Below are 18288 nucleotides of genomic sequence, written 5' to 3'. Positions count from 1 at the left end.
TGTGCTCGCCCGGCAAACCTGGCCGGGCGATTTCCCTTAGAATCCTGCCATGATTTCCACCCCGACCCGCCAACTCGCCCTGCAAGGGGCCGCCGTCATCGTCGTTCTCTCGCTCGCCTGGCCGTATTACGGCTGGCAGGCGGAAGCCATGCCCTGGCAGCAAACCAGCCTGGCCATCGGCGCCGTCGCCCTGGTCTTCGCCACCCTGAGCCGCCAGCCCTGGTGGTGGCGCGTGATGCATGCGCTGTTCATGCCTCTGGTCTGGGTAACCTACCACCTGGCCATCGACCCGGGCTGGTTCCTGCTCGCATTCATCCTGCTGCTGCTCGTCTATCGCGGCGCACTGAGCGGCCAGGTCCCGCTCTATCTGTCCAATCCGGAAACCGTCGCTGCTCTCGACGAACTGCTCGGCAAGGAAGAAGCCGAGAGCTTCCTCGACCTCGGCGCCGGCCTGGGCAGCACCGTCATCCCGCTGGCCGACCGCTGGCCCGACCGCCAATTCACCGGCATCGAGAATGCACCGGCCACCTGGCTGGCCGGCCGACTGCTCAGCGTCGGCCGACCCAATCTGTCATGGCGCTGGGGCGACATGTGGCAGATGCCACTACACGAGCACGCCGTGGTCTATGCCTTCCTGTCGCCGGCACCGATGCCGCAACTCTGGGAGAAGGCCAAGGCGGAGATGAAACCGGGCAGCCTGCTGGTCAGCAACAGCTTCCCCATCCCCGGCGTGGCGCCGGAATGCGTTATCGACGTCGCCTGCACGCCGCCGCGACCGCTGTACTGCTACCGGATCTGACGCATGTTCAAGCGCCAGCCGGAACAGCTCGCCCTGAGCCTGGCCCTGGCCGGGACACTGGCCGTCCTGATCGCCTTCGTGGTCGACCTGACGCTGTCCTACAAGCGCGACATCGACACCGGGGAACAGCGTCTGCAACAGTTTTCGGTGATGATGGCCGAACACACCGCCCGTGCCTTCGAGGCGGTCGACGTGCTGGTCAAGGAAGTCGCCACCGATCTATCCCACAGTCGCAACAACTGGCCCGACTGGGAGCCGGTACGCGGCTGGGAGTACATCGCCCAGCGCCATTCCCGGGCGATGCCGCAACTGCGCGACCTGATCGTCTTCGACCAGCTGGGCAATCAGCGCTTCATCTCGACCTATTTCCCGCCGCCGCCGATCAACGTACGCGACCGCCCCTACTTTGTCGCGCTGGAAAACGGCGCCCCCTGGTCCACGTTCGGTCCCTACGTCGGACGTAATTCCGGACGCTATACCTACGCCATCGCCCATCGCCTGACCGATGCCGAAAACCGCTTTGCCGGTGCCGCCTTCGCCGCCATCGAGCCGGCCTACATGCAGGACTTCTGCTGGTCCAACCGCCTGTCCGACGATTTCGATGCCGTGCTGACCAATGCCCGGGGCGAAATTGTCGCCTCCTGCCGCCCGGCCGACCTGAGCACCTATTCCGGCATCCTCGGCCGGCCGGCCGGCAGCACCCTGTTCGACGGCCGGCCGGCCGGCCTGATTCCGGAAACCGGCCTGGCGCGCGGCAACGGCCTGCTGATCTCGACCTCGCCGGTACCCGGTTTCCCGGATCTGCGCATGGTTGCCATCATTCCCACCGATTCCGTGCTTGCCGGCTGGCGCAACCGGCGCTTTGAAATCGGTACGCTCGGGGCCATGCTGATCGCGCTGATGTTCAGCGGCGCGATGTTCTTGCGCCGTCAGGTCGGCGAACTGCGGGAAATGACCGAAGCCCTTTCCGACAGTCGCGACCAGCTGGAAACCCGGATCGACCAGGCGACCGCCGCACTGGCGGCGGAAAAGGATGCGGCCGAACGCGCCAACGCGGCCAAGAGCCGCTTCCTGGCCGCTGCCAGCCATGACCTGCGACAACCGCTGCACGCCCTCTCCCTGTTCACCACCGACCTGCAGCGCCAGGCGGCGGCAGGCCGTCTGCGCGAGGTCCCGCGCATTGCCGAACAGATCGGCGCGTCGACACAGACGCTGGGCGACATGCTCAATGCGCTGCTCGATATCTCGCGCCTGGACATCGACGGCGTCCGCCCCGAGATCCAGGTGTTTGCGCTCAACGATGTCTTCCGCCAACTGCATGGCGCCTTCCACCGCCAGGCCGAGGCCCATGGCCTGCGCCTACGCTTTCATCCCAATCGCTATTACCTGCGCAGCGACCCGCGCCTGCTGGAGCGGATGATCGGCAACCTGATCGCGAATGCCCTGCGCTACACCCCGGCCGGCGGCAGCGTGCTGGTCGGCGCCCGCATTCGGGAGGACGCCATCCGCATCGAGATTCGCGACAGCGGCATCGGCATTGCCCGCGAGTACCGGGCGGCGATCTTCGCCGAATTTTTCCAGGTCGCCAACGTCGCCCGCGAGCAGGACGGTGGCCTCGGCCTCGGCCTGTCCATCGTCGAGCGCCTGGCCAAAGGCCTGGACATCGAGGTATCGCTCGATTCGGAAATCGGCAACGGCACGACGTTCGGCCTGCTCGTTCAGCGCGCCCGGGCACCCTCCCAGGAAACAGTGGCACAGCAAAACGGCACGGTCGGCCTGGTGCATTTCGTCGGCAATTCGCCGGACCTGCTGGCGTCGCGGGCGCTGGTCGCCAGCTGGAACTACCGGATCAGCGAGGGCGACTGCGCGTCGGTGGCTCAGTTGCGCAGCGACAGCATCGTCATCTGCGATGCGGAAAACATCCCCGACATCGATCCGGACATGCCCTTGATCATACTCGGCAGCCCGCCCGAGATGCCCCTCCCCAAAGGAAGCCACCGCCTGGGCTTGCCGTTGCGTCCGGCCCGCCTGCGCGCCCTGTTGCGGGCCAGCGCACTGCGCCGGCCACAGGCCGGCTAGAAAACGTCGCTGAAATCGATGCCGTAACGCGCCGCGGTAACCAGCGCCTGCGTCCGGCTATTGACGCCCAGCGCCTTGAATACGGCGGTTGCGTGGATCTTGACGGTACCTTCGGAGAGATCGAGTTGCTCGGCGATGTCGCGATTCGACAAGCCACGCACCATCAGGCACAAGACCTGGGCCTGACGTTCGGTCAGGCCGATTTCCTCGGGCCGCACGCTGACGCTCGACGGCGGCACGGGAATGGCATCGTCCATGCGGGCCGGCTGCTGCCCGCTGGGTCGGAAAATGTTCCCGGCCAGCACTTCGCGCACGGCGTTCAGCAGGCATTCGCCGTTCATGGCCTTGGGAATGAACCCCGAAGCCCCCAGGTTGAGCACCCGCGTCACCGTCGGCATGTCGTCGAAGGCCGACACCACGGCAACCGGCATGGCCGGGTAACGACGACGCAGGATGTCCAGCCCGGCAAACCCGTCTATCCCCGGCAGGGCCAGATCGAGCAAGACCAAATCGAAATCCCCCTCACTGTCGAGCATGCCCAGCGCGCTCTCGAAATCGGCGCTTTCGTACACCTCGACGCCATCCTCCATCTGGGATAACAGACCGACCAGACCTTCACGTACCAGGGCGTGATCTTCGACTACCAGCAACTTGAGCATCTATTCCCCTTTCATAACGACGGGTAATTTATCATTTTGCGACACAAAGTGGTTTAAGATCGTCACATGCATTAACTCAGGGAGACGATCATGGCTGACGAACAGGCACACGACCCACTCAATTTCATGCGCAACATGTGGGGCAACATGGGCTTCTCCCTGCCCGGCATGGTCGCTCCGACCTTCGACCTGGAAGAACTCGACAAGCGGATCAAGGACATGAAGGCGGTCGAAGGCTGGCTGCGCATGAACCTGTCGATGCTGCAGATGACCATCCAGGGACTCGAAATGCAGCGGACCACGGTCAGCACGGTCCAGGCCATGGGCCAGATGGCCTCCGATGCCGCCCGCAAGATGAACGAGGAAGCCGCACCGGAGGCGCCGGCAGAAGCGCCCGGCGCACTCTCGGAAGCCGCGCTGTGGCCCTGGCAGATGATGCAGCAGATGCGCGAGCACATGCAGCAGAATGCCGAAGCCGCCACCCAGGCAGCACAGCCGGCACCGGAAAAACCCAAATCCCGTCGCAGCACGGCCAAGAAATAAGCCTCGAAGGAAAGCCCGATGCAGCCCGAATGGTGGCACTGGATTGTCGGCGGCGTGCTGCTGACCCTGGCCGAACTGGCCATTCCCGCTTTCTACATCATCTGGTTCGGTCTCGGCGCGCTGCTGGTCGGCCTCATCGTCCTGCTCGCTCCCGGCTTGTCGGGAACCGCCCAGATCAGCCTGTGGATCATCGCTTCCCTGGCCATGACCGTGCTCTGGTTCCGCGTCTTCCGCCAGGGCTTCGAACGCACCCGCAGCGGCACGGCCGGCGAGGTCATCGGCGAGGCCGGCCTGGTGGTTGCCGCCATCGAACCTTTCGCCAAGGGGCGGGTACGTTTTCAGCGACCGCTGCTGGGATCCGACGAATGGGTATGCCTGGCCGACGAGAGCATTGCCGCCGGCGAGCGGGTGCGTGTCGTTGCCGTTGAAGGCAGTTTCCTCAAAGTCACCAGAACCGGAGTTTAAACATGGAAGCAGGCCTGATCGTCAGTGTCGTCGTACTTGTCTTCGTCGCCGTCACCATCGCCAAGGGGGTGCGCCTGGTGCCGCAGGGCGAGGAGTGGATCGTCGAGCGCCTGGGCAAATATCACGGCACGCTGAAACCCGGCCTCAACGTGGTCATCCCCTATATCGACCGCATCGCCTACCAATTGATCACCAAGGACATCATCCTCGACGTCCAGGAACAGGAAGTGATCACCCGCGACAACGCGGTGATCCTGACCAACGCCATCGCCTTCGTCAAAGTGACCGACCCGGTCAAGGCGGTCTATGGCGTCACCGACTTCTCGGAAGCCATCCGTAACCTGATCATGACCACGCTGCGTTCCATCGTCGGCGAAATGGAACTCGACGAGGCGCTGTCGTCGCGCGACAAGATCAAGGCACGACTGCGCGAAAGCATCGCCGACGAGGCGGTGGACTGGGGCCTGACGGTCAAGTCGGTCGAAATCCAGGACATCAAGCCGTCGCAATCGATGCAGAAGGCCATGGAGATGCAGGCCGCCGCCGAACGCGAGCGCAAGGCCGTGGTCACCCGCGCCGAAGGCGCCAAGCAGTCGGCCATCCTGGAAGCGGAAGCGCGACTGGAATCGGCCAAGCGCGACGCCGACGCCCAGGTCATGCTGGCCGAGGCCTCGGCCGAGGCAATCCGCCGCATTACCGCCGCCATCGGCGACCAGACCGGCCCGATGTCCTACATGCTCGGCGAAAAATACATTGCCGCCATGGAGCGCCTGGGCGAGAAGGACAACGCCAAGCTGGTGGTTCTCCCTGCCGACCTGCAGGAAGCGGTGCGCGGCCTGTTCGGACGCAAGGCCTAGTCGTCGCGCCGGCTTGCCGGCGCCTTGACCTCATCGACGTCGTCGTACTGCCGGCGCAGTCGGTTCAATCCCTGCTGGAAGGCCTCTGCATCCCCATGATCGAAGAACTTGGGGTAGCGGTCATGCGCCGCGCGGATGCGTCGCGCGTGCTTGATCGGGCACCAGTACTGTTCGGTCCGCGCCGCCACTTCCCGGACATAGGCCGCCACACCGTTGCCATAGGAACAATAGAAACAGTTGAATTTCTCGATCAGGTTCAGGTAAGGCAGGTCTTCGCGGTCGAAGACGATGTAGTCGGCCCGGCGGACCTTGGGAATGCGATAGACGGGAAAGCAGATGCTCTGGTAGATCGTGACGAACAGATCGATCACCAGGAAAGGAATCCAGCCGGCGTAGATCACCGGGGCCGTCAGCAGGACCAGAATGCGCGAACGGACGATGAAACGGAACAGTCCGGTCTTGTAGCGTCGCTGCTGGCGGGCCAGCTCATCGGCCAGTTCGGCCTTCTTGCGGGCCCAGTCCTCGCGTGCCCGGCGATATTCGTTATCCAGCTCGTCCTGCAGCGCCGCAATACGTGCCAGCAGCTCATCTATCTTGTCCTTCATCGACCCATCCTCTCTTGAATCCGCGATCATGCCCGAAGCCGCCGGTGCATGCGATACTTGGCCGACATCAACAACGAGAAAATCCACATGGAGACATCAGCAACAAAAGCCACCGGGCCGCTCGCCGGCATCAAGGTCGTCGAATTCGCCGGCATCGGCCCCGGCCCCTTTTGCGGCATGCTGCTCGCCGACATGGGCGCCGAAGTCACGCTGCTCGAACGCGCCGGTGGCACCTTCGCCTCGCAACTGTTCGGCGGCGGTCGCAAGGCCGTGGCCAACCGCGGCAAGAAATCGCTGTGCATCGACCTCAAGAATCCGGCGGTGCGGCCGCTGGTCATGCAGTTGATCGCCGAAGCCGATGTCCTGATCGAAGGCTTCCGACCCGGTGTCATGGAGCGTCTGGGCTTCGGCCCCGAGGTCTGCCTGGCCGCCAATCCGCGCCTGATCTACGGACGCATGACCGGCTGGGGCCAGGACGGCCCGCTGGCACCGCGCGCCGGCCATGACGCCAATTATGCGGCCATCGCCGGCGTTCTCGATACCGGTCGCCGTCACGGCGGCGCCCCGTGGGCGCCACCGACCCTGGTCGGCGACATGGGCGGCGGCGGCCTGCTGCTGGCCTGGGGCATCGCCTGTGCGCTGATCGAAGCCAGGAACAGCGGCCAGGGTCAGGTCATCGATGCCGCCATGTGCGAGGGCGCCGCCCTGCTCGCCCACGGCCTGTTCAACCTCGACGCACTGGGCGAATGGCACGGCCAATGTGCGATCGATTCGAGCGCCCCGTTCTACGACGTCTATTGCTGCGCCGACGGGCGCTGGCTCAGCGTCTGCCCGCTCGAACCGCAGTTCTACGCGACCTTTGTCGCCCGCCTCGGCCTCAACGACGATCCGGATTTCAGCGGCCGGCAGTACGACACGCAAACCTGGCCGCGCATGAAACAGCGGCTGAGCGAAATCTTCAGCCGGCAGCCGCTGGCCCACTGGGAGGCGCTGTTCGCCGACAGCGACGACTGCGTGTGGCCGGTACTGAGCATGCGGGAAGCGACCGAGCACCCGCACAATCAGGCGCGCCAAGCATTTGTGGACATCGCCGGGGTGCGTCAGCCATCGCCGGCACCACGACTCTCAAGAACGCCGGCGACAGTACAGGCTGCCCCGCCGCTGCTCGGCGAGCACAGCCGCGAACGCTTGCAGGCACTGGGGTTGAGTGAGGCGGAGATCGAGCGTCTGGTCAGCCTCGGCGCGGTAACGCTGGGCGGCTGAGGCGAATCAGGAACAGGGGCCGAGCAGGTCGGCCTCGAGTTCGACTTCCATGCCCTTTTTCAGGGGCTGGTCGAGGAACATGCCGCGGTACAAACGCCCGGCATTTTCGGCCTTGCGCATGTGTGGCGTTTCCCAGGACTCGACCCGCAGCCGGACCAGGCCGACCTGTTCCTCACGTTCCGCCTCGCCGGCCGCCAGGCAGGGGGTGGCTCGAACCAGGCGGACATACTCGTCGCGGCTGTATTGTTCGCGGGTCTTGCCCGCGACCGCCGGACACTGCACCAGGCGGCGCGTCGTCACCTCGGAAGAACTGACGGTGCCGCGCAGGTAGTACAGCGGTTCGACCAGGATCCAGCCGGCCCCGCCTTCGCGATAGGCAACGCAACTGCCCGGCCGGACCAGCTCGGGATGTTTGAACAACAAGCCCGCCGATGGCCTCAGGGCGGGCTCTTCAGCCTGCAGGGGCAAGGCCAGCACGGCCAGGACAAGCGCCAGAAAACGCATTGGAAAATTCCGGATCAATAGACCCGCTTATCTTCGATCACCTTTCCATCGTTCGGCAAGCCCCCGGGCGCAAAAAATTCCACGCTGCCGCGCAATTTGGTTTGTTCGCGCAACGCGTTGACCAGACTTTCCGCCAGTGCGGCGTCGCTGGCGCCGGCTTCGCAGCAAAGCACCATCCGGTCCTGAGCGTCGGGATTGTCGACGACCAGGCGCATCCGGGAAATCTGCGGATAGCGCTTGGCCACTTCGGCAATCTGCTCGGGGTGGACAAACATCCCCTTGACCTTGGTCGTCTGGTCGGCCCGTCCCATCCAGCCCTTGAGCCGCATGTTGGTCCGCCCGCAGGGCGAGACGCCGGGCATGACCGCCGACAGGTCGCCGGTGGCAAAGCGGATCAGCGGGTAATCGGCATTGAAGGTGGTGACCACGACTTCGCCGACCTCGCCCTCGGCGACCGGATCACCGGTTCCGGGGCGGACGATCTCGACCAGCGCACCTTCGTCGACCACCAGGCCGGCATCGGGCTCGCTCTCGTAGGCAATCACTCCGATCTCGGCCGTCGCATAACACTGGCGGACGGTGATCCCGCGCTCACCCAGCCACTGGCGGACGACGCCGGGCAAGGCCTCGCCGGAAACACAGGCTTTCTGCAGGCTGCGGATGTCAGCGCCGCTCTCCTCAGCCTTCTCGATCAGGATGCGCAGGAAGGACGGCGTGCCGACGTAAGCATCGGGACGCAGATCGACCATGGCCTGGATCTGCTGTTCGGTCTGCCCGGTGCCGCCGGGGAAAACCGAACAGCCAAGCTGGCGGGCGCCGCCCTCGAAGATGAAGGCACCCGGCGTGAAATGATAGGAGAAGCAGTTATGCACCAGGTCACCCTGGCGGAAGCCGGCTGCGTAAAGGGCGCGTGCCATCCGCCAGTGATCGGTTTCCTGGCTCTGGACTTCGTAAATCGGCCCCGGCGACGAAAACACCCGACGCGCCCGCGAACGCGGCCCGGCATTCAGTCCGCCGAAGGGCGGGCAGGATTTCTGCAGTTCGATGAGGTCGCGCTTGCGGGTCAGCGGCAAACGGCTCAAGGCCTGGCGGCTGACGCAAGCCGCCGGATCGACGTCGGCCAGCAGACGCACGTAATGCGGCGCATGCGCCTTGGCGTGCGCCACCTGACGCGCCAACTGGGCGAACAGTTGCACCTCGCGCTCGGCCGGCGCGCGGGTTTCCAGGGTATCGTAGTAGCTCACGACAGCCACCGCTTGCGCCGACGGTAATGCTTGACCTCGCGGAAGGACTTGCGGCCCGACGACGACAGCCCGAGGTAAAACTCCTTGACGTCCTCGTTGTCGCGCAGCTCGCTCGCTGCCCCTTCCATGACCACCCGGCCGTTTTCCAGGATGTAGCCGAAGTCGGCATAGCGCAGGGCGATATTGGTGTTCTGTTCGGCCAGCAGGAAGGTCGTGCCCTCCTTCTCGTTCAATTCCTTGACGATGGTGAATACTTCCTCGACGATCTGCGGCGCCAGGCCCATCGACGGCTCATCGAGCAGGACCAGCTTGGGCTTGGCCATCAGGGCGCGACCGATCGCGCACATCTGCTGCTCGCCGCCCGAGGTGTAGGCGGCCTGGCTGGTGCGCCGGGTCTTCAGCCGGGGAAAGAAGTTGTAGACCTTTTCCAGGGTTTCCTGGACGGCGGCCTTGCCGTCGGTACGCGTATACGCCCCGGTCAGCAGGTTTTCCTCGATGGTCAGGTGGCCGAAGCAATGCCGCCCCTCCATCACCTGGACGACGCCGCGACGCACCAGATCGCCCGGCGTCATCGCCTGGACCTGTTCGCCCTTGAGCTCGATCGAGCCCTTGGTCACTTCGCCGCGCTCGCCGTGCAGCAGATTGCTGACCGCGCGCAGCGTGGTTGTCTTGCCAGCCCCGTTGCCGCCCAGCAGGGCAACGATCTTCCCTTCCGGCACGCTGAAGGAAACGCCCTTGAGGACTAGGATGACGTGGTTGTAGATGACCTCGATGTTGTTCACATTGAGGAATGTCGCGTTGGCAGCATTCATCGTCGACTCTCTGTTCAGTACGTCCGCGCCCCGAAGGGCGCGGACGTTTGTTTCAGCTTATTGCTTGCACTGTTCCGGCGTACGCGGGGTGATCTTCTTCTCCTCGGCGTAACGCGTCGAAGCAGACATCACCATCGGACGCAGCACCTTCTGGTCGGCCTGGTACCAATCCGAAGAGAAGTTCCACTTGGCGCCGTCCCAGGTATGGATACGCGCCCACGGCGAACCCATGTGGTCGGTACAGGAGGTCTGGATCGGACGCAGCACGCCGGCGAAGCCCAGGTCGGCCAGCGCCTTGTCGTCCAGGTTCAGGTTTTCCAGGCCCCAGCGAGTCTGTTCGCCGGTCATGACCTTGCCCTTGCCATAGCGTTCCTGCGCCTTGCGCACGCCTTCGACGGCGACCATGGCCGAAATCAGGCCGCGCATGTAGAGCACGGAACCGACTTCATCCTTGGGGCCGGTCCCCTGGCCCTTGGCGTGGACCATCGCCAGCATGTCCTTGACCACCTTGGAATTCGGCTCGGCACCGTGTTGCAGCGTGATCGCGCTGTAGCCCTTGGCGCCCATGCCGACGTCCTTGACATCGGGTTCGGCACCGGCCCACCAGATACCCAGCATCTTCTCGCGCGGATAGCCGGTCGCCTGGGCTTCCTTCAGCGAGGTCGAGTTCATCACACCCCAGCCCCACAGCAGGACGTTGTCCGGACGCTCGCGGCGGATCTGCAGCCAGGTCGCCTTCTGCTCGACGCCCGGGTGGGCAACCGGCAGCAACTGGAGGGTGAAGCCGTGCATCTTCGCCCGTTCCTGCAGCAGCGGGATCGGCTCCTTGCCGTACGGGCTGTCGTGGTAAACCAGCGCGATCTTCTTGCCCTTCAACTTGTCCAGACCGCCGTACTGCTTGCCCAGATGCTGGATGGCGACGTCGGCGCCGACCCAGTAGGTTCCGAGCAAGGGGAAGTTCCAGTCGAACACGGCACCGTTCTGCGACTCGCTGCGGCCGTAGCCGGCAGTCACCAGCGGAATCTTGTCGACCGGCGCCTTTTCCGTCAGGGCGAAGGTCACCCCGGTGGACAGCGGCTGGAAGACGGTGGCGCCTTTACCCTTGAGGCGCTCGTAACACTCGACACCACGGTCGGTGGCGTAGGCGAATTCACATTCTTCGAAGCTGATCTTGACGCCGTTGATGCCGCCCTTGGCATTGACCAGCTTCAGATAATCGACGTAACCGTTGGCCCACGGCGTGCCGTTGGGACCGTAGGCACCGGTGCGATAGACGAGCACCGGGAAGAACTGCTCCTTAGCCTGGGCATGAGCACTGGGGCTGACGACAGCGGCACTCAGGCCAACCGAGGCAATGGCGGCCGCAAGGGCCAGGGAACGAAATTTCATGGGTTGTCTCCTCCTGTTATAAGTGAAGCGTGGGTACTGCGCATGCCGCGTCAGTGGGGGAATGGCCACAGACGCAGTTTCTCCTTGGCGATTGCCCACAAGCGGGCAAGGCCATGGGGCTCGACGATCAGGAAGAACACGATCAACGAACCGAAGATGATGAATTCGGCGTGGGCAACGCCCGCCGTCGAGATGGCGATACCGAACAGGCTGCCCAGCGCCGGCAGGGCCTGGTTCAGGAAGATCGGCATGATGACGATGAAGGCGGCACCGAAGAAACTGCCCATGATCGAACCGAGACCGCCGATGATGACCATGAACAGCAACTGGAAGGAGCGGTCGACCGAGAAGGCGGCCGGCTCCCAGGAACCCAGGTGCACGAAGCCCCACAAGGCACCGGCGACGCCGATGAAGAAGGAACTCACGGCGAACGCCGACAGCTTGGCCCACATCGGCCGGATGCCGATGACCTCGGCGGCCACATCCATGTCGCGGATGGCCATCCACTGCCGACCGATGCTGGCGCGCGTCAGGTTCTTGGCAAAGAAGGCGAAGGCGACCAGGAAAAGCAGGCAGAACAGGTATTTCTCGACCGGGCTGTCAATCGCCCAGCCAAACGCACTGAGGTTGGAAATCGACACCGAACCCGACGGCGAATAGTTGGTGAACCAGCCCAGACGCAGGAAGGCCCAGTCGCAGAAGAACTGCGCCGCCAGCGTCGCCACCGCCAGGTAGAGGCCGCGCACACGCAAGCTGGGAATCCCGAAGATGATACCCAGCGCTGCAGTCGTCGCGCCCCCGAGCAGCAAGGCCGCGACCAGCGGCACGCCATCGACGCGGATCATGAAGTTGTACGCCGCGTAGGCGCCGATGGCCATGAAGGCCCCCGCCCCGAGCGTGATCTGGCCGCAGTAACCGACCAGGAGGTTAACCCCCAGCGCCGCCAGCGACAGGATCAGGAAGGGAATCAGGATCGCCCGGAACATGTACTCGTCGGCCAGCATCGGCACGCCGATGAAGGCGAAGGCGATCAGGCCGAGGACGAACCACTTGTCCTGGGCGATGGTGAAGATTTGTTGGTCGGCCGCGTAAGTCGTCTTGAACTGGCCATTTTCGCGATAAATCACTTTGTATTCTCCCGTTTAGCCGTGGTCAGACGCGGTTGATAATTTTCTCGCCGAACAGTCCTTGCGGACGGAACAGCAGGAAAACAAGGGCCAGCGCATAAGCGAACCAGATTTCGATACCGCCGCCGACATAAGGGCCGAGATAGACTTCGGAGAGCTTTTCGCCGACACCGATGATCAGGCCACCGATGATCGCGCCGGGGACCGAAGTCAGGCCGCCGAGGATGACCACCGGCAGCGCGCGCAACGCCACGGTCGCCAGCGAGAACTGAACGCCGAGTTTGGAACCCCAGATGATGCCGGCCACCAAAGCGACGATACCGGCGACACACCAGACGATGACCCAGGTCCGGTTCAACGGAATACCGATCGACTGCGCCGCCTGGTGATCGTCAGCCACCGCGCGCAGGGCACGACCGGTCGGCGTCTTCTGGAAGAACAGCGTCAGCACACCGACCAGCACGGCAGCGATCAGTGCGGCGATGAAGTCTTCCTTGTTGATCATGATGCCGCCCTCGAACAGCGACTCGAACATGATCACCGGGTCCTTCGGCATGCCGACGTCGATCGTGTAGATCTGCCCGCCGAAGATGGTCTGGCCGACGCCTTCGAGCACGTAAGCAATACCGAGGGTGGCCATCAGCAGCGTCGCACCTTCCTGGTTGACCAGGTTGCGCAGCACCAGCCGCTCGATGATCCAGGCAACGATGAACATCACCACGCCGGCACCGAGGAAGGCGATCAGGTTGGCCAGGAACAGGCTGTCACCGCCCAGCGCGATGTTTGCCCATTCGGAGAAGCGCGCCATGGCCAGCGCGGCGAACAGCACCATCGCCCCCTGCGCGAAGTTGAAGACCCCCGAGGCCTTGAAGATGAGCACGAAGCCCAGTGCCACCAGGGAATACAGCATGCCGGCCATGAGGCCGCCGATCAGTGTTTCAACAAAGAATCCCATGTTCCGCTCCGCTTAGTGTCCGGCACCCAGGTAGGCCTTGATGACCTCCGGATTGCTGCGTACTTCATCGGGTACGCCGTCGCCGATCTTCTTGCCGTAGTCGAGTACGACCACCCGGTCCGAAATGTCCATGACCACACCCATGTCATGCTCGATGAGCACGATGGTGGTGCCGAACTGGTCATTGACGTCGAGGATGAAGCGACACATGTCCTGTTTTTCCTCGACGTTCATGCCGGCCATCGGTTCGTCGAGCAGGAGGATCTGCGGCTCCATGGCCAGGGCCCGGCCGAGGTCGACACGCTTCTGCAGGCCATAGGGCAAGCGGCCGACCGGGGTCTTGCGGATATGCTGGATTTCGAGGAAGTCGATGATTTCCTCGACCTTGCGCCGGTGTTCGATTTCCTCCTTCTGCGCCGGACCCAGCCACAGCGCCTGGAGCAGGATGTTGGTCTTCATTTTCAGGTTGCGCCCGGTCATGATGTTGTCGAGCACGCTCATGCCCTTGAACAGCGCAATGTTCTGGAAGGTGCGGGCGATACCGGTGCTGGCCGCCATGTGCGGCTCCATCTTGCGACGTTCTTCGCCGCGATAGAAGATCTTGCCTTCCTGCGGGTGGTAGACGCCGTTGATGACGTTGAGCATCGAGCTCTTGCCGGCCCCGTTCGGGCCGATGATGGCGCGCACTTCGTGCTCGCGGATATCGAAGGAAATGTCGGTCAGTGCCTTGACCCCGCCGAAGCGCAGCGAGATGTTCTGCAGGTCAAGGATGACGTCGCCGATTTTTCTGCTCACGTTCTGTTCTCCTTACGCCGTCTTGCCGGCGACCGGGAAGGTCTTGGCGTCGACGATCTTCAAGTCGGCTGATACCTTGCCGCGGCGTCCGTCCTCGAACTTGACCTCGGTTTCGATGAACTGCGAGGCCTTGCCCTCGTACAGCGCATCGATCAGCACCTTGTATTTTTCCGAGACGAAATTGCGCCGCACCTTGCGCGTGCGCGTCAGCTCGTCGTCATCCGGGTCGAGTTCCTTGTGCAGCACCAGGAAACGATGCACCTGCGAATCGGCAACCATGGCATCGCCGGCCAGCGCTGCGTTCACCTCCTCGACGCATTCGCGGATCAGTTCCAGCACCTGCGGCTTGCCGGCCAGGTCGGTGTAGCCGGCGTAGGCGATGCCGCGCCGTTCGGCCCAGTTGCCGACGGCACCGACGTCGATGTTGACGAAGGCGCAGACCATGTCGCGCTCGTTGCCGAAGCAGACCACTTCCTTGATGAACTGGAAGAACTTCAGCTTGTTCTCGATGTAGTTCGGCGCGAACATGCCGCCATTGGTCAGCTTGCCGACGTCCTTGGCCCGGTCGATGATCTTCAGCTGGCCGTCGGCATCGAGGAAGCCGGCGTCGCCGGTGAGGAAGTAGCCGTCGGCGTTGATCGATTCGGCGGTAGCGTCCGGACGCTGGTAATAGCCCTTGAGCAGCATCGGCCCCTTGACCAGCACCTCGCCGTTGTCGGCAATCTTGATCTCGACACCCGGCGCCGGCGCGCCGACGGTGTCGGACTTGACGTGACCGTCGGGCTGCAGACAGACGTAGGCGCAGGTTTCGGTCTGCCCGTAGAGCTGCTTGAGGTTGATGCCGATCGAACGGTAAAAGCTGAACAGTTCCGGCCCGATCGCCGCCCCGGCGGTATAGGCAACGCGGATGCGGTTCATGCCGAGCACGTTGCGCAGCGGCCCGTAAACCAGCAGGTTGCCGAGTGCGTACTGCAGGCGGTCACCGGCGGAAACCGGCTTGCCGTCGAGAATGTCGGCACCGCAGCGCTTGGCCACATCCATGAAGTGATGAAAAAGCTTCTGCTTGATCTTGCCGGCGTCCTCCATGCGGATCATCACCGAGGTCAGCAGGCCTTCGAAAACGCGCGGCGGGGCGAAGTAATAGGTCGGCCCGATCTCGCGCAGGTCGGTCATCACCGTCTCGCCCGACTCCGGGCAGTTGATCGTGAACCCGGCGACCATCGCCTGGGCAAACGAGAACAGGTGGTCGCCGACCCAGGCCATCGGCAGGTAGGAGAGGATGTCCTCGTCGGCGGTCAGCCGGTCGACTTCGATGCCGCCACGGGCGGCGGCGATGAACGAGGCGTGCGTCTGGCAGACGCCCTTCGGCTTGCCGGTGGTACCGGAGGTGTAGAGCATGACCGAGACATCGTCGAAATGGCCCTGCTCGATCTCGCGGTTGAGGAAATCGGGATGATTGCGGTCGTGGATGCGGCCCATTTCCATCAGTTCATGCACGTCGTGCAGGAAGGTCTGGTTGTAATGGCGCATGCCGCGCGGATCGTCGTAGATGATGTGTTCGAGTGCCGGCAGCTGGTCCTTGATCTCGAGCAGCTTGTCGACCTGTTCCTGGTCCTCGACGATGGCGAAGCGGACACCGGCATCCTGCAGGACGAACAGCATTTCCGCGGCCACCGCATCCTGGTAGAGCGGCACCGGCACGCCACCGAGGCATTGGGCGGCGGCCATCATCATGTACAGGTGAGGACGGTTGTCACCGATGATCGCCAGGTTGTCGCCGCGCTTGAAGCCCAGTTCAGCCAGGCCGCAGGCCAGCGCGCGAGCGCGCTCGGCGACGTCGAACCAGGTCCAGGTCTGCCAGATACCCAGCGATTTCTCGCGGATGGCCGGCGCACCGGGACGAGTGGATGCGTGATGCAACAGCAGGCGCGGGAAGGTGTGCAAACCATCCAGCGCGGCGATTTTCGCCTGCGTGGGCATAAATTGTCTCCTCCGCCGCGACTCGTTGTTCGCGGTCATCTGTCATTTGCTTCATTGTGGCGCCGGCATTCTTACACCAGACTTGCAGGCGCCGGCTTTTCCTGACCTGAGACCCAGTGTAAGCACAGGTGCAGCGTATAATTGTCGTTCGGCAGACAATCCGGAAAAAAAATGAAAAACGCTGAGGAACTGCTACGCGCATCCCAGTGGGGACAGGCACTGAGCGAAGAGGAGATGCAGCGCGCCCTGGCCGGCACGGTCGAGCGCAGCTTTGCGCCGGGCGCCTTCATCTGCATGAAGGGCGAACCGGTCACGCACTGGATGGGCATCGTCAGCGGTCTGGGCAAGATGGCCAGCCACTGGACCACCGGCAAGACCACCTCGCTGACCGGCATCACCACCGGCGGCTGGTTCGGCGAGGGCTCGCTGCTCAAGGAGGAGCCGCGCCGCTACGATGTCATGGCCATCCGCGAGACGCGCGTGGCCTTCATGAACCGCGCCACTTTCCTGTGGCTGCTCGATCACAGCATTCCGTTCAACCGCTACATGATCGCCCAGTTGAACGAGCGCCTGGGCCAGTTCATCGGCATGATGGAAAACGAGCGCATGCTCGACATCGACACGCGGATCGCCCGGGTACTGGCCGCCCTGTTCAATCCTGTGCTCTACCCCGGCACCAACCGCCTGCTGCAGATTTCGCAGGAAGAACTGGGCTATCTGGCGGGCGTTTCCCGCCAGCGTGCCAACCAGGGCCTCAAGGTACTGGAAGAAGCCGGCCTGGTACGCAGCGAATACGGCGGCATCAACGTCATCGACCTCGACGGCCTGCGCCGCTTCGGCGACTGAGGCTTACTTCACGTAACCCCAGCCCTGCAGGCGACTGTAGGCATACTTTGCGGCGTCGCCCTGCTGCTGACGGCGCAGGAAAGCCGCGTAGTGATTCGCCGCTTCCTGACGCTTGCCCATGCCCTCCAGCGACACGCCCTTGAGGAAGGTGATGCCGGCGTCGCCGGGCAGCATGCGGTCGTAGCGATCAAGGTTGGCGAAAGCCGCGGCCGGATCCTTCAAGCCCAGCGCCAGCACGCCGGACAGTTTGTGCGCCTGCGCTTCCTGCGGATAGATTTCCTTGGCCGCCTCGGCGTAACGCATGGCGTCGCCGGTCTTGTTCTGGGCCTGCAGGCACTGGGCCATCAGCACGTTGCCGGCGTAGTCGCGCGGCGTCTTCTGCAGGGCCGAGCGGAACTCGCCTTCGGCCTTGGCGTACTGCTTGCCGGCCATCGCCATTTCACCGTTCTGGCAGGCGGCGATGGTCGGCTTGATCCGGCGCAGGCTGGCCGTGCTGTCCATGAAGCGTTCGCGTCCGGCATCGCGCTTGAGGCTGGCCGCATATTTCTCCTGGGCCAGCCGCTGCGCCGTGTCGCGCCGCTCGACATTCATCGGATGCGTCGAGAACATGGTCTGCAAGAGGCCCGGCGATTCCTTCTGCTGATCAACCAGCAACTGGTGCAGGGCGACCATGCCGCTGGCCGGATAACCGGCGCGGACCATGTATTCCTGGCCGAGGGCATCGGCCTCGCGTTCGTTGTCGCGCGAATAGCTCGACAGCAGGGCGCTGGCCCCCAACTGGCTGCCGATCGAGACCAGCCCGCCCCACTGGCTGTTCGACGCGGCAATGCTGGCGCCGGCCACCGCAACCTGGGCGACCATCGCCTGGCCCTGGCGTTGTGCGGCGTGGCGCGCATTGACGTGGCCCATTTCATGACCGAGCAGGGCCGCCAGTTCGGCTTCGTTCTGCAGATCGACCATGATGCCGCGCGTGATCCCCATCGCCCCGCCCGGGAAGGTATAGGCGTTGACGTAATTGGCGTTGAGCACGCGATACGAGTACGGCATCTGCGGCCGGTGCGTCAGCTTGTCGAGCCGCTGGCCGACCGAACTGACATAACTGTTGATCCGCGCATCCTGCACCGGTCCGAGATCCTGCGAGAACTGCTGCGGCGAGACCTGCTGGTCGATGCTCTTCTCCTGCGCCTCGCTCATGCCGACCAGGATGGACTTGCCGCCGACCGGCGACTGCGCGCACCCGGACACCGCCGCCGCACCGAACAGCCAGAGCACCTGGCGGCGGGTGACGCCGTTGCGCTGAAGATTGCGGGAAAGTTCATCGTGCTTGGACATGGCGGTCTCCTCGGGGCGATCCTTGATGAGCTGA

General features: G+C 63.9%; 18 protein-coding genes. 7 read left to right on the top strand and 11 right to left on the bottom strand.

Annotated elements, in window-relative coordinates; translation table 11 throughout:
- The first annotated feature begins 49 nt into the window (after positions 1–49).
- Positions 50–799, top strand: a complete 750-nt coding sequence (locus tag G471_RS0103795; RefSeq protein ID WP_028994155.1) for a class I SAM-dependent methyltransferase — start codon at positions 50–52, stop codon at positions 797–799.
- A 3-nt stretch (positions 800–802) separates the two neighbouring features.
- Positions 803–2878 (top strand): sensor histidine kinase, encoded by a 2076-nt coding sequence (locus G471_RS18225; protein ID WP_051295256.1) that lies wholly within the window; start codon positions 803–805, stop codon positions 2876–2878.
- Here the strand turns inward: G471_RS18225 and G471_RS0103785 are convergent.
- Positions 2875–3537: a response regulator gene (locus G471_RS0103785; protein ID WP_028994154.1), complete on the bottom strand. Its 663-nt coding sequence runs from the start codon at positions 3535–3537 to the stop codon at positions 2875–2877. The two genes, G471_RS18225 and G471_RS0103785, sit on opposite strands and share 4 nt — an antisense overlap.
- 87 nt (positions 3538–3624) lie before the next feature.
- Here G471_RS0103785 and G471_RS0103780 point away from each other — a divergent pair, with 87 nt between their 5' ends.
- The 3 genes from G471_RS0103780 to G471_RS0103770 are packed head-to-tail and all read left to right on the top strand — an operon-like array spanning position 3625 to position 5402.
- Positions 3625–4080: a PhaM family polyhydroxyalkanoate granule multifunctional regulatory protein gene (locus tag G471_RS0103780; protein ID WP_088177946.1), complete on the top strand. Its 456-nt coding sequence runs from the start codon at positions 3625–3627 to the stop codon at positions 4078–4080.
- An 18-nt stretch (positions 4081–4098) separates the two neighbouring features.
- Positions 4099–4545, top strand: a complete 447-nt coding sequence (locus G471_RS0103775) for an NfeD family protein (protein WP_028994152.1) — start codon at positions 4099–4101, stop codon at positions 4543–4545.
- A 2-nt stretch (positions 4546–4547) separates the two neighbouring features.
- The gene (locus tag G471_RS0103770; RefSeq protein ID WP_028994151.1) at positions 4548–5402 is read left to right on the top strand and encodes an SPFH domain-containing protein; all 855 of its coding nucleotides are present in this window, start codon (positions 4548–4550) and stop codon (positions 5400–5402) included.
- Here G471_RS0103770 and G471_RS0103765 read toward each other — a convergent pair.
- Positions 5399–6007: a hypothetical protein gene (locus G471_RS0103765; RefSeq protein ID WP_028994150.1), complete on the bottom strand. Its 609-nt coding sequence runs from the start codon at positions 6005–6007 to the stop codon at positions 5399–5401. The two genes, G471_RS0103770 and G471_RS0103765, sit on opposite strands and share 4 nt — an antisense overlap.
- A 48-nt stretch (positions 6008–6055) precedes the next feature.
- On the opposite strand from G471_RS0103765, the gene G471_RS0103760 reads away from it, so the two are divergent.
- Positions 6056–7270 carry a CaiB/BaiF CoA transferase family protein gene (locus G471_RS0103760; protein ID WP_245580495.1) on the top strand — a complete coding sequence of 405 codons (1215 nt, stop codon included), beginning with the start codon at positions 6056–6058 and terminating at the stop codon, positions 7268–7270.
- A 6-nt stretch (positions 7271–7276) separates the two neighbouring features.
- Here G471_RS0103760 and G471_RS0103755 read toward each other — a convergent pair whose 3' ends face one another.
- From G471_RS0103755 to G471_RS0103720, 8 genes are read right to left on the bottom strand one after another with little or no spacing between them, the layout of a single operon-like run.
- Positions 7277–7774 carry a hypothetical protein gene (locus G471_RS0103755; protein WP_028994148.1) on the bottom strand — a complete coding sequence of 166 codons (498 nt, stop codon included), beginning with the start codon at positions 7772–7774 and terminating at the stop codon, positions 7277–7279.
- A gap of 14 nt (positions 7775–7788) precedes the next feature.
- A complete protein-coding gene (locus tag G471_RS0103750) occupies positions 7789–9018 on the bottom strand; it encodes a phenylacetate--CoA ligase family protein (protein ID WP_028994147.1) in 1230 nt (409 codons plus the stop codon).
- A complete protein-coding gene (locus G471_RS0103745; RefSeq protein WP_028994146.1) occupies positions 9015–9830 on the bottom strand; it encodes an ABC transporter ATP-binding protein in 816 nt (271 codons plus the stop codon). The genes G471_RS0103750 and G471_RS0103745 overlap by 4 nt, the downstream gene beginning before the upstream one ends.
- Before the next feature lie 57 nt (positions 9831–9887).
- Positions 9888–11219, bottom strand: a complete 1332-nt coding sequence (locus tag G471_RS0103740; RefSeq protein WP_028994145.1) for an ABC transporter substrate-binding protein — start codon at positions 11217–11219, stop codon at positions 9888–9890.
- 50 nt (positions 11220–11269) lie between these two features.
- On the bottom strand, positions 11270–12346 hold the full coding sequence (locus G471_RS0103735) for a branched-chain amino acid ABC transporter permease (protein WP_028994144.1): 1077 nt from the start codon (positions 12344–12346) through the stop codon (positions 11270–11272).
- 25 nt (positions 12347–12371) lie between these two features.
- Entirely contained in the window at positions 12372–13301 is a 930-nt protein-coding gene (locus G471_RS0103730; protein ID WP_028994143.1) for a branched-chain amino acid ABC transporter permease, read from the bottom strand.
- A gap of 12 nt (positions 13302–13313) precedes the next feature.
- Positions 13314–14096: an ABC transporter ATP-binding protein gene (locus G471_RS0103725; RefSeq protein ID WP_028994142.1), complete on the bottom strand. Its 783-nt coding sequence runs from the start codon at positions 14094–14096 to the stop codon at positions 13314–13316.
- 12 nt (positions 14097–14108) lie between these two features.
- Positions 14109–16076, bottom strand: a complete 1968-nt coding sequence (locus tag G471_RS0103720; RefSeq protein WP_028994141.1) for an AMP-dependent synthetase/ligase — start codon at positions 16074–16076, stop codon at positions 14109–14111.
- Positions 16077–16247: 171 nt separating this feature from the next.
- On the opposite strand from G471_RS0103720, the gene G471_RS0103715 reads away from it, so the two are divergent.
- Positions 16248–16922: a Crp/Fnr family transcriptional regulator gene (locus G471_RS0103715; protein WP_028994140.1), complete on the top strand. Its 675-nt coding sequence runs from the start codon at positions 16248–16250 to the stop codon at positions 16920–16922.
- 3 nt (positions 16923–16925) lie between these two features.
- Here G471_RS0103715 and G471_RS0103710 read toward each other — a convergent pair whose 3' ends face one another.
- Positions 16926–18254, bottom strand: a complete 1329-nt coding sequence (locus G471_RS0103710) for a M48 family metalloprotease (RefSeq protein ID WP_028994139.1) — start codon at positions 18252–18254, stop codon at positions 16926–16928.
- Positions 18255–18288 lie beyond the last annotated feature (34 nt).

Origin of the sequence: Azonexus hydrophilus DSM 23864 (assembly GCF_000429605.1) — a bacterium.
GTDB lineage: Bacteria > Pseudomonadota > Gammaproteobacteria > Burkholderiales > Rhodocyclaceae > Azonexus > Azonexus hydrophilus.
This window is presented reverse-complemented; position numbering and strand designations above follow the sequence as displayed.

What these genes read in the sequence shown, in the direction of transcription:
- G471_RS0103795 (WP_028994155.1), top strand. Translation starts at nt 50, where the DNA reads ATGATTTCCACCCCGACCCGCCAACTCGCCCTGCAAGGGGCCGCCGTC.
- G471_RS18225 (WP_051295256.1), top strand. Translation starts at nt 803, where the DNA reads ATGTTCAAGCGCCAGCCGGAACAGCTCGCCCTGAGCCTGGCCCTGGCC.
- G471_RS0103785 (WP_028994154.1), bottom strand. Translation starts at nt 3,537, where the DNA reads ATGCTCAAGTTGCTGGTAGTCGAAGATCACGCCCTGGTACGTGAAGGT.
- G471_RS0103775 (WP_028994152.1), top strand. Translation starts at nt 4,099, where the DNA reads ATGCAGCCCGAATGGTGGCACTGGATTGTCGGCGGCGTGCTGCTGACC.
- G471_RS0103770 (WP_028994151.1), top strand. Translation starts at nt 4,548, where the DNA reads ATGGAAGCAGGCCTGATCGTCAGTGTCGTCGTACTTGTCTTCGTCGCC.
- G471_RS0103765 (WP_028994150.1), bottom strand. Translation starts at nt 6,007, where the DNA reads ATGAAGGACAAGATAGATGAGCTGCTGGCACGTATTGCGGCGCTGCAG.
- G471_RS0103760 (WP_245580495.1), top strand. Translation starts at nt 6,056, where the DNA reads ATGCGATACTTGGCCGACATCAACAACGAGAAAATCCACATGGAGACA.
- G471_RS0103755 (WP_028994148.1), bottom strand. Translation starts at nt 7,774, where the DNA reads ATGCGTTTTCTGGCGCTTGTCCTGGCCGTGCTGGCCTTGCCCCTGCAG.
- G471_RS0103745 (WP_028994146.1), bottom strand. Translation starts at nt 9,830, where the DNA reads ATGAATGCTGCCAACGCGACATTCCTCAATGTGAACAACATCGAGGTC.
- G471_RS0103740 (WP_028994145.1), bottom strand. Translation starts at nt 11,219, where the DNA reads ATGAAATTTCGTTCCCTGGCCCTTGCGGCCGCCATTGCCTCGGTTGGC.
- G471_RS0103730 (WP_028994143.1), bottom strand. Translation starts at nt 13,301, where the DNA reads ATGGGATTCTTTGTTGAAACACTGATCGGCGGCCTCATGGCCGGCATG.
- G471_RS0103720 (WP_028994141.1), bottom strand. Translation starts at nt 16,076, where the DNA reads ATGCCCACGCAGGCGAAAATCGCCGCGCTGGATGGTTTGCACACCTTC.
- G471_RS0103715 (WP_028994140.1), top strand. Translation starts at nt 16,248, where the DNA reads ATGAAAAACGCTGAGGAACTGCTACGCGCATCCCAGTGGGGACAGGCA.
- G471_RS0103710 (WP_028994139.1), bottom strand. Translation starts at nt 18,254, where the DNA reads ATGTCCAAGCACGATGAACTTTCCCGCAATCTTCAGCGCAACGGCGTC.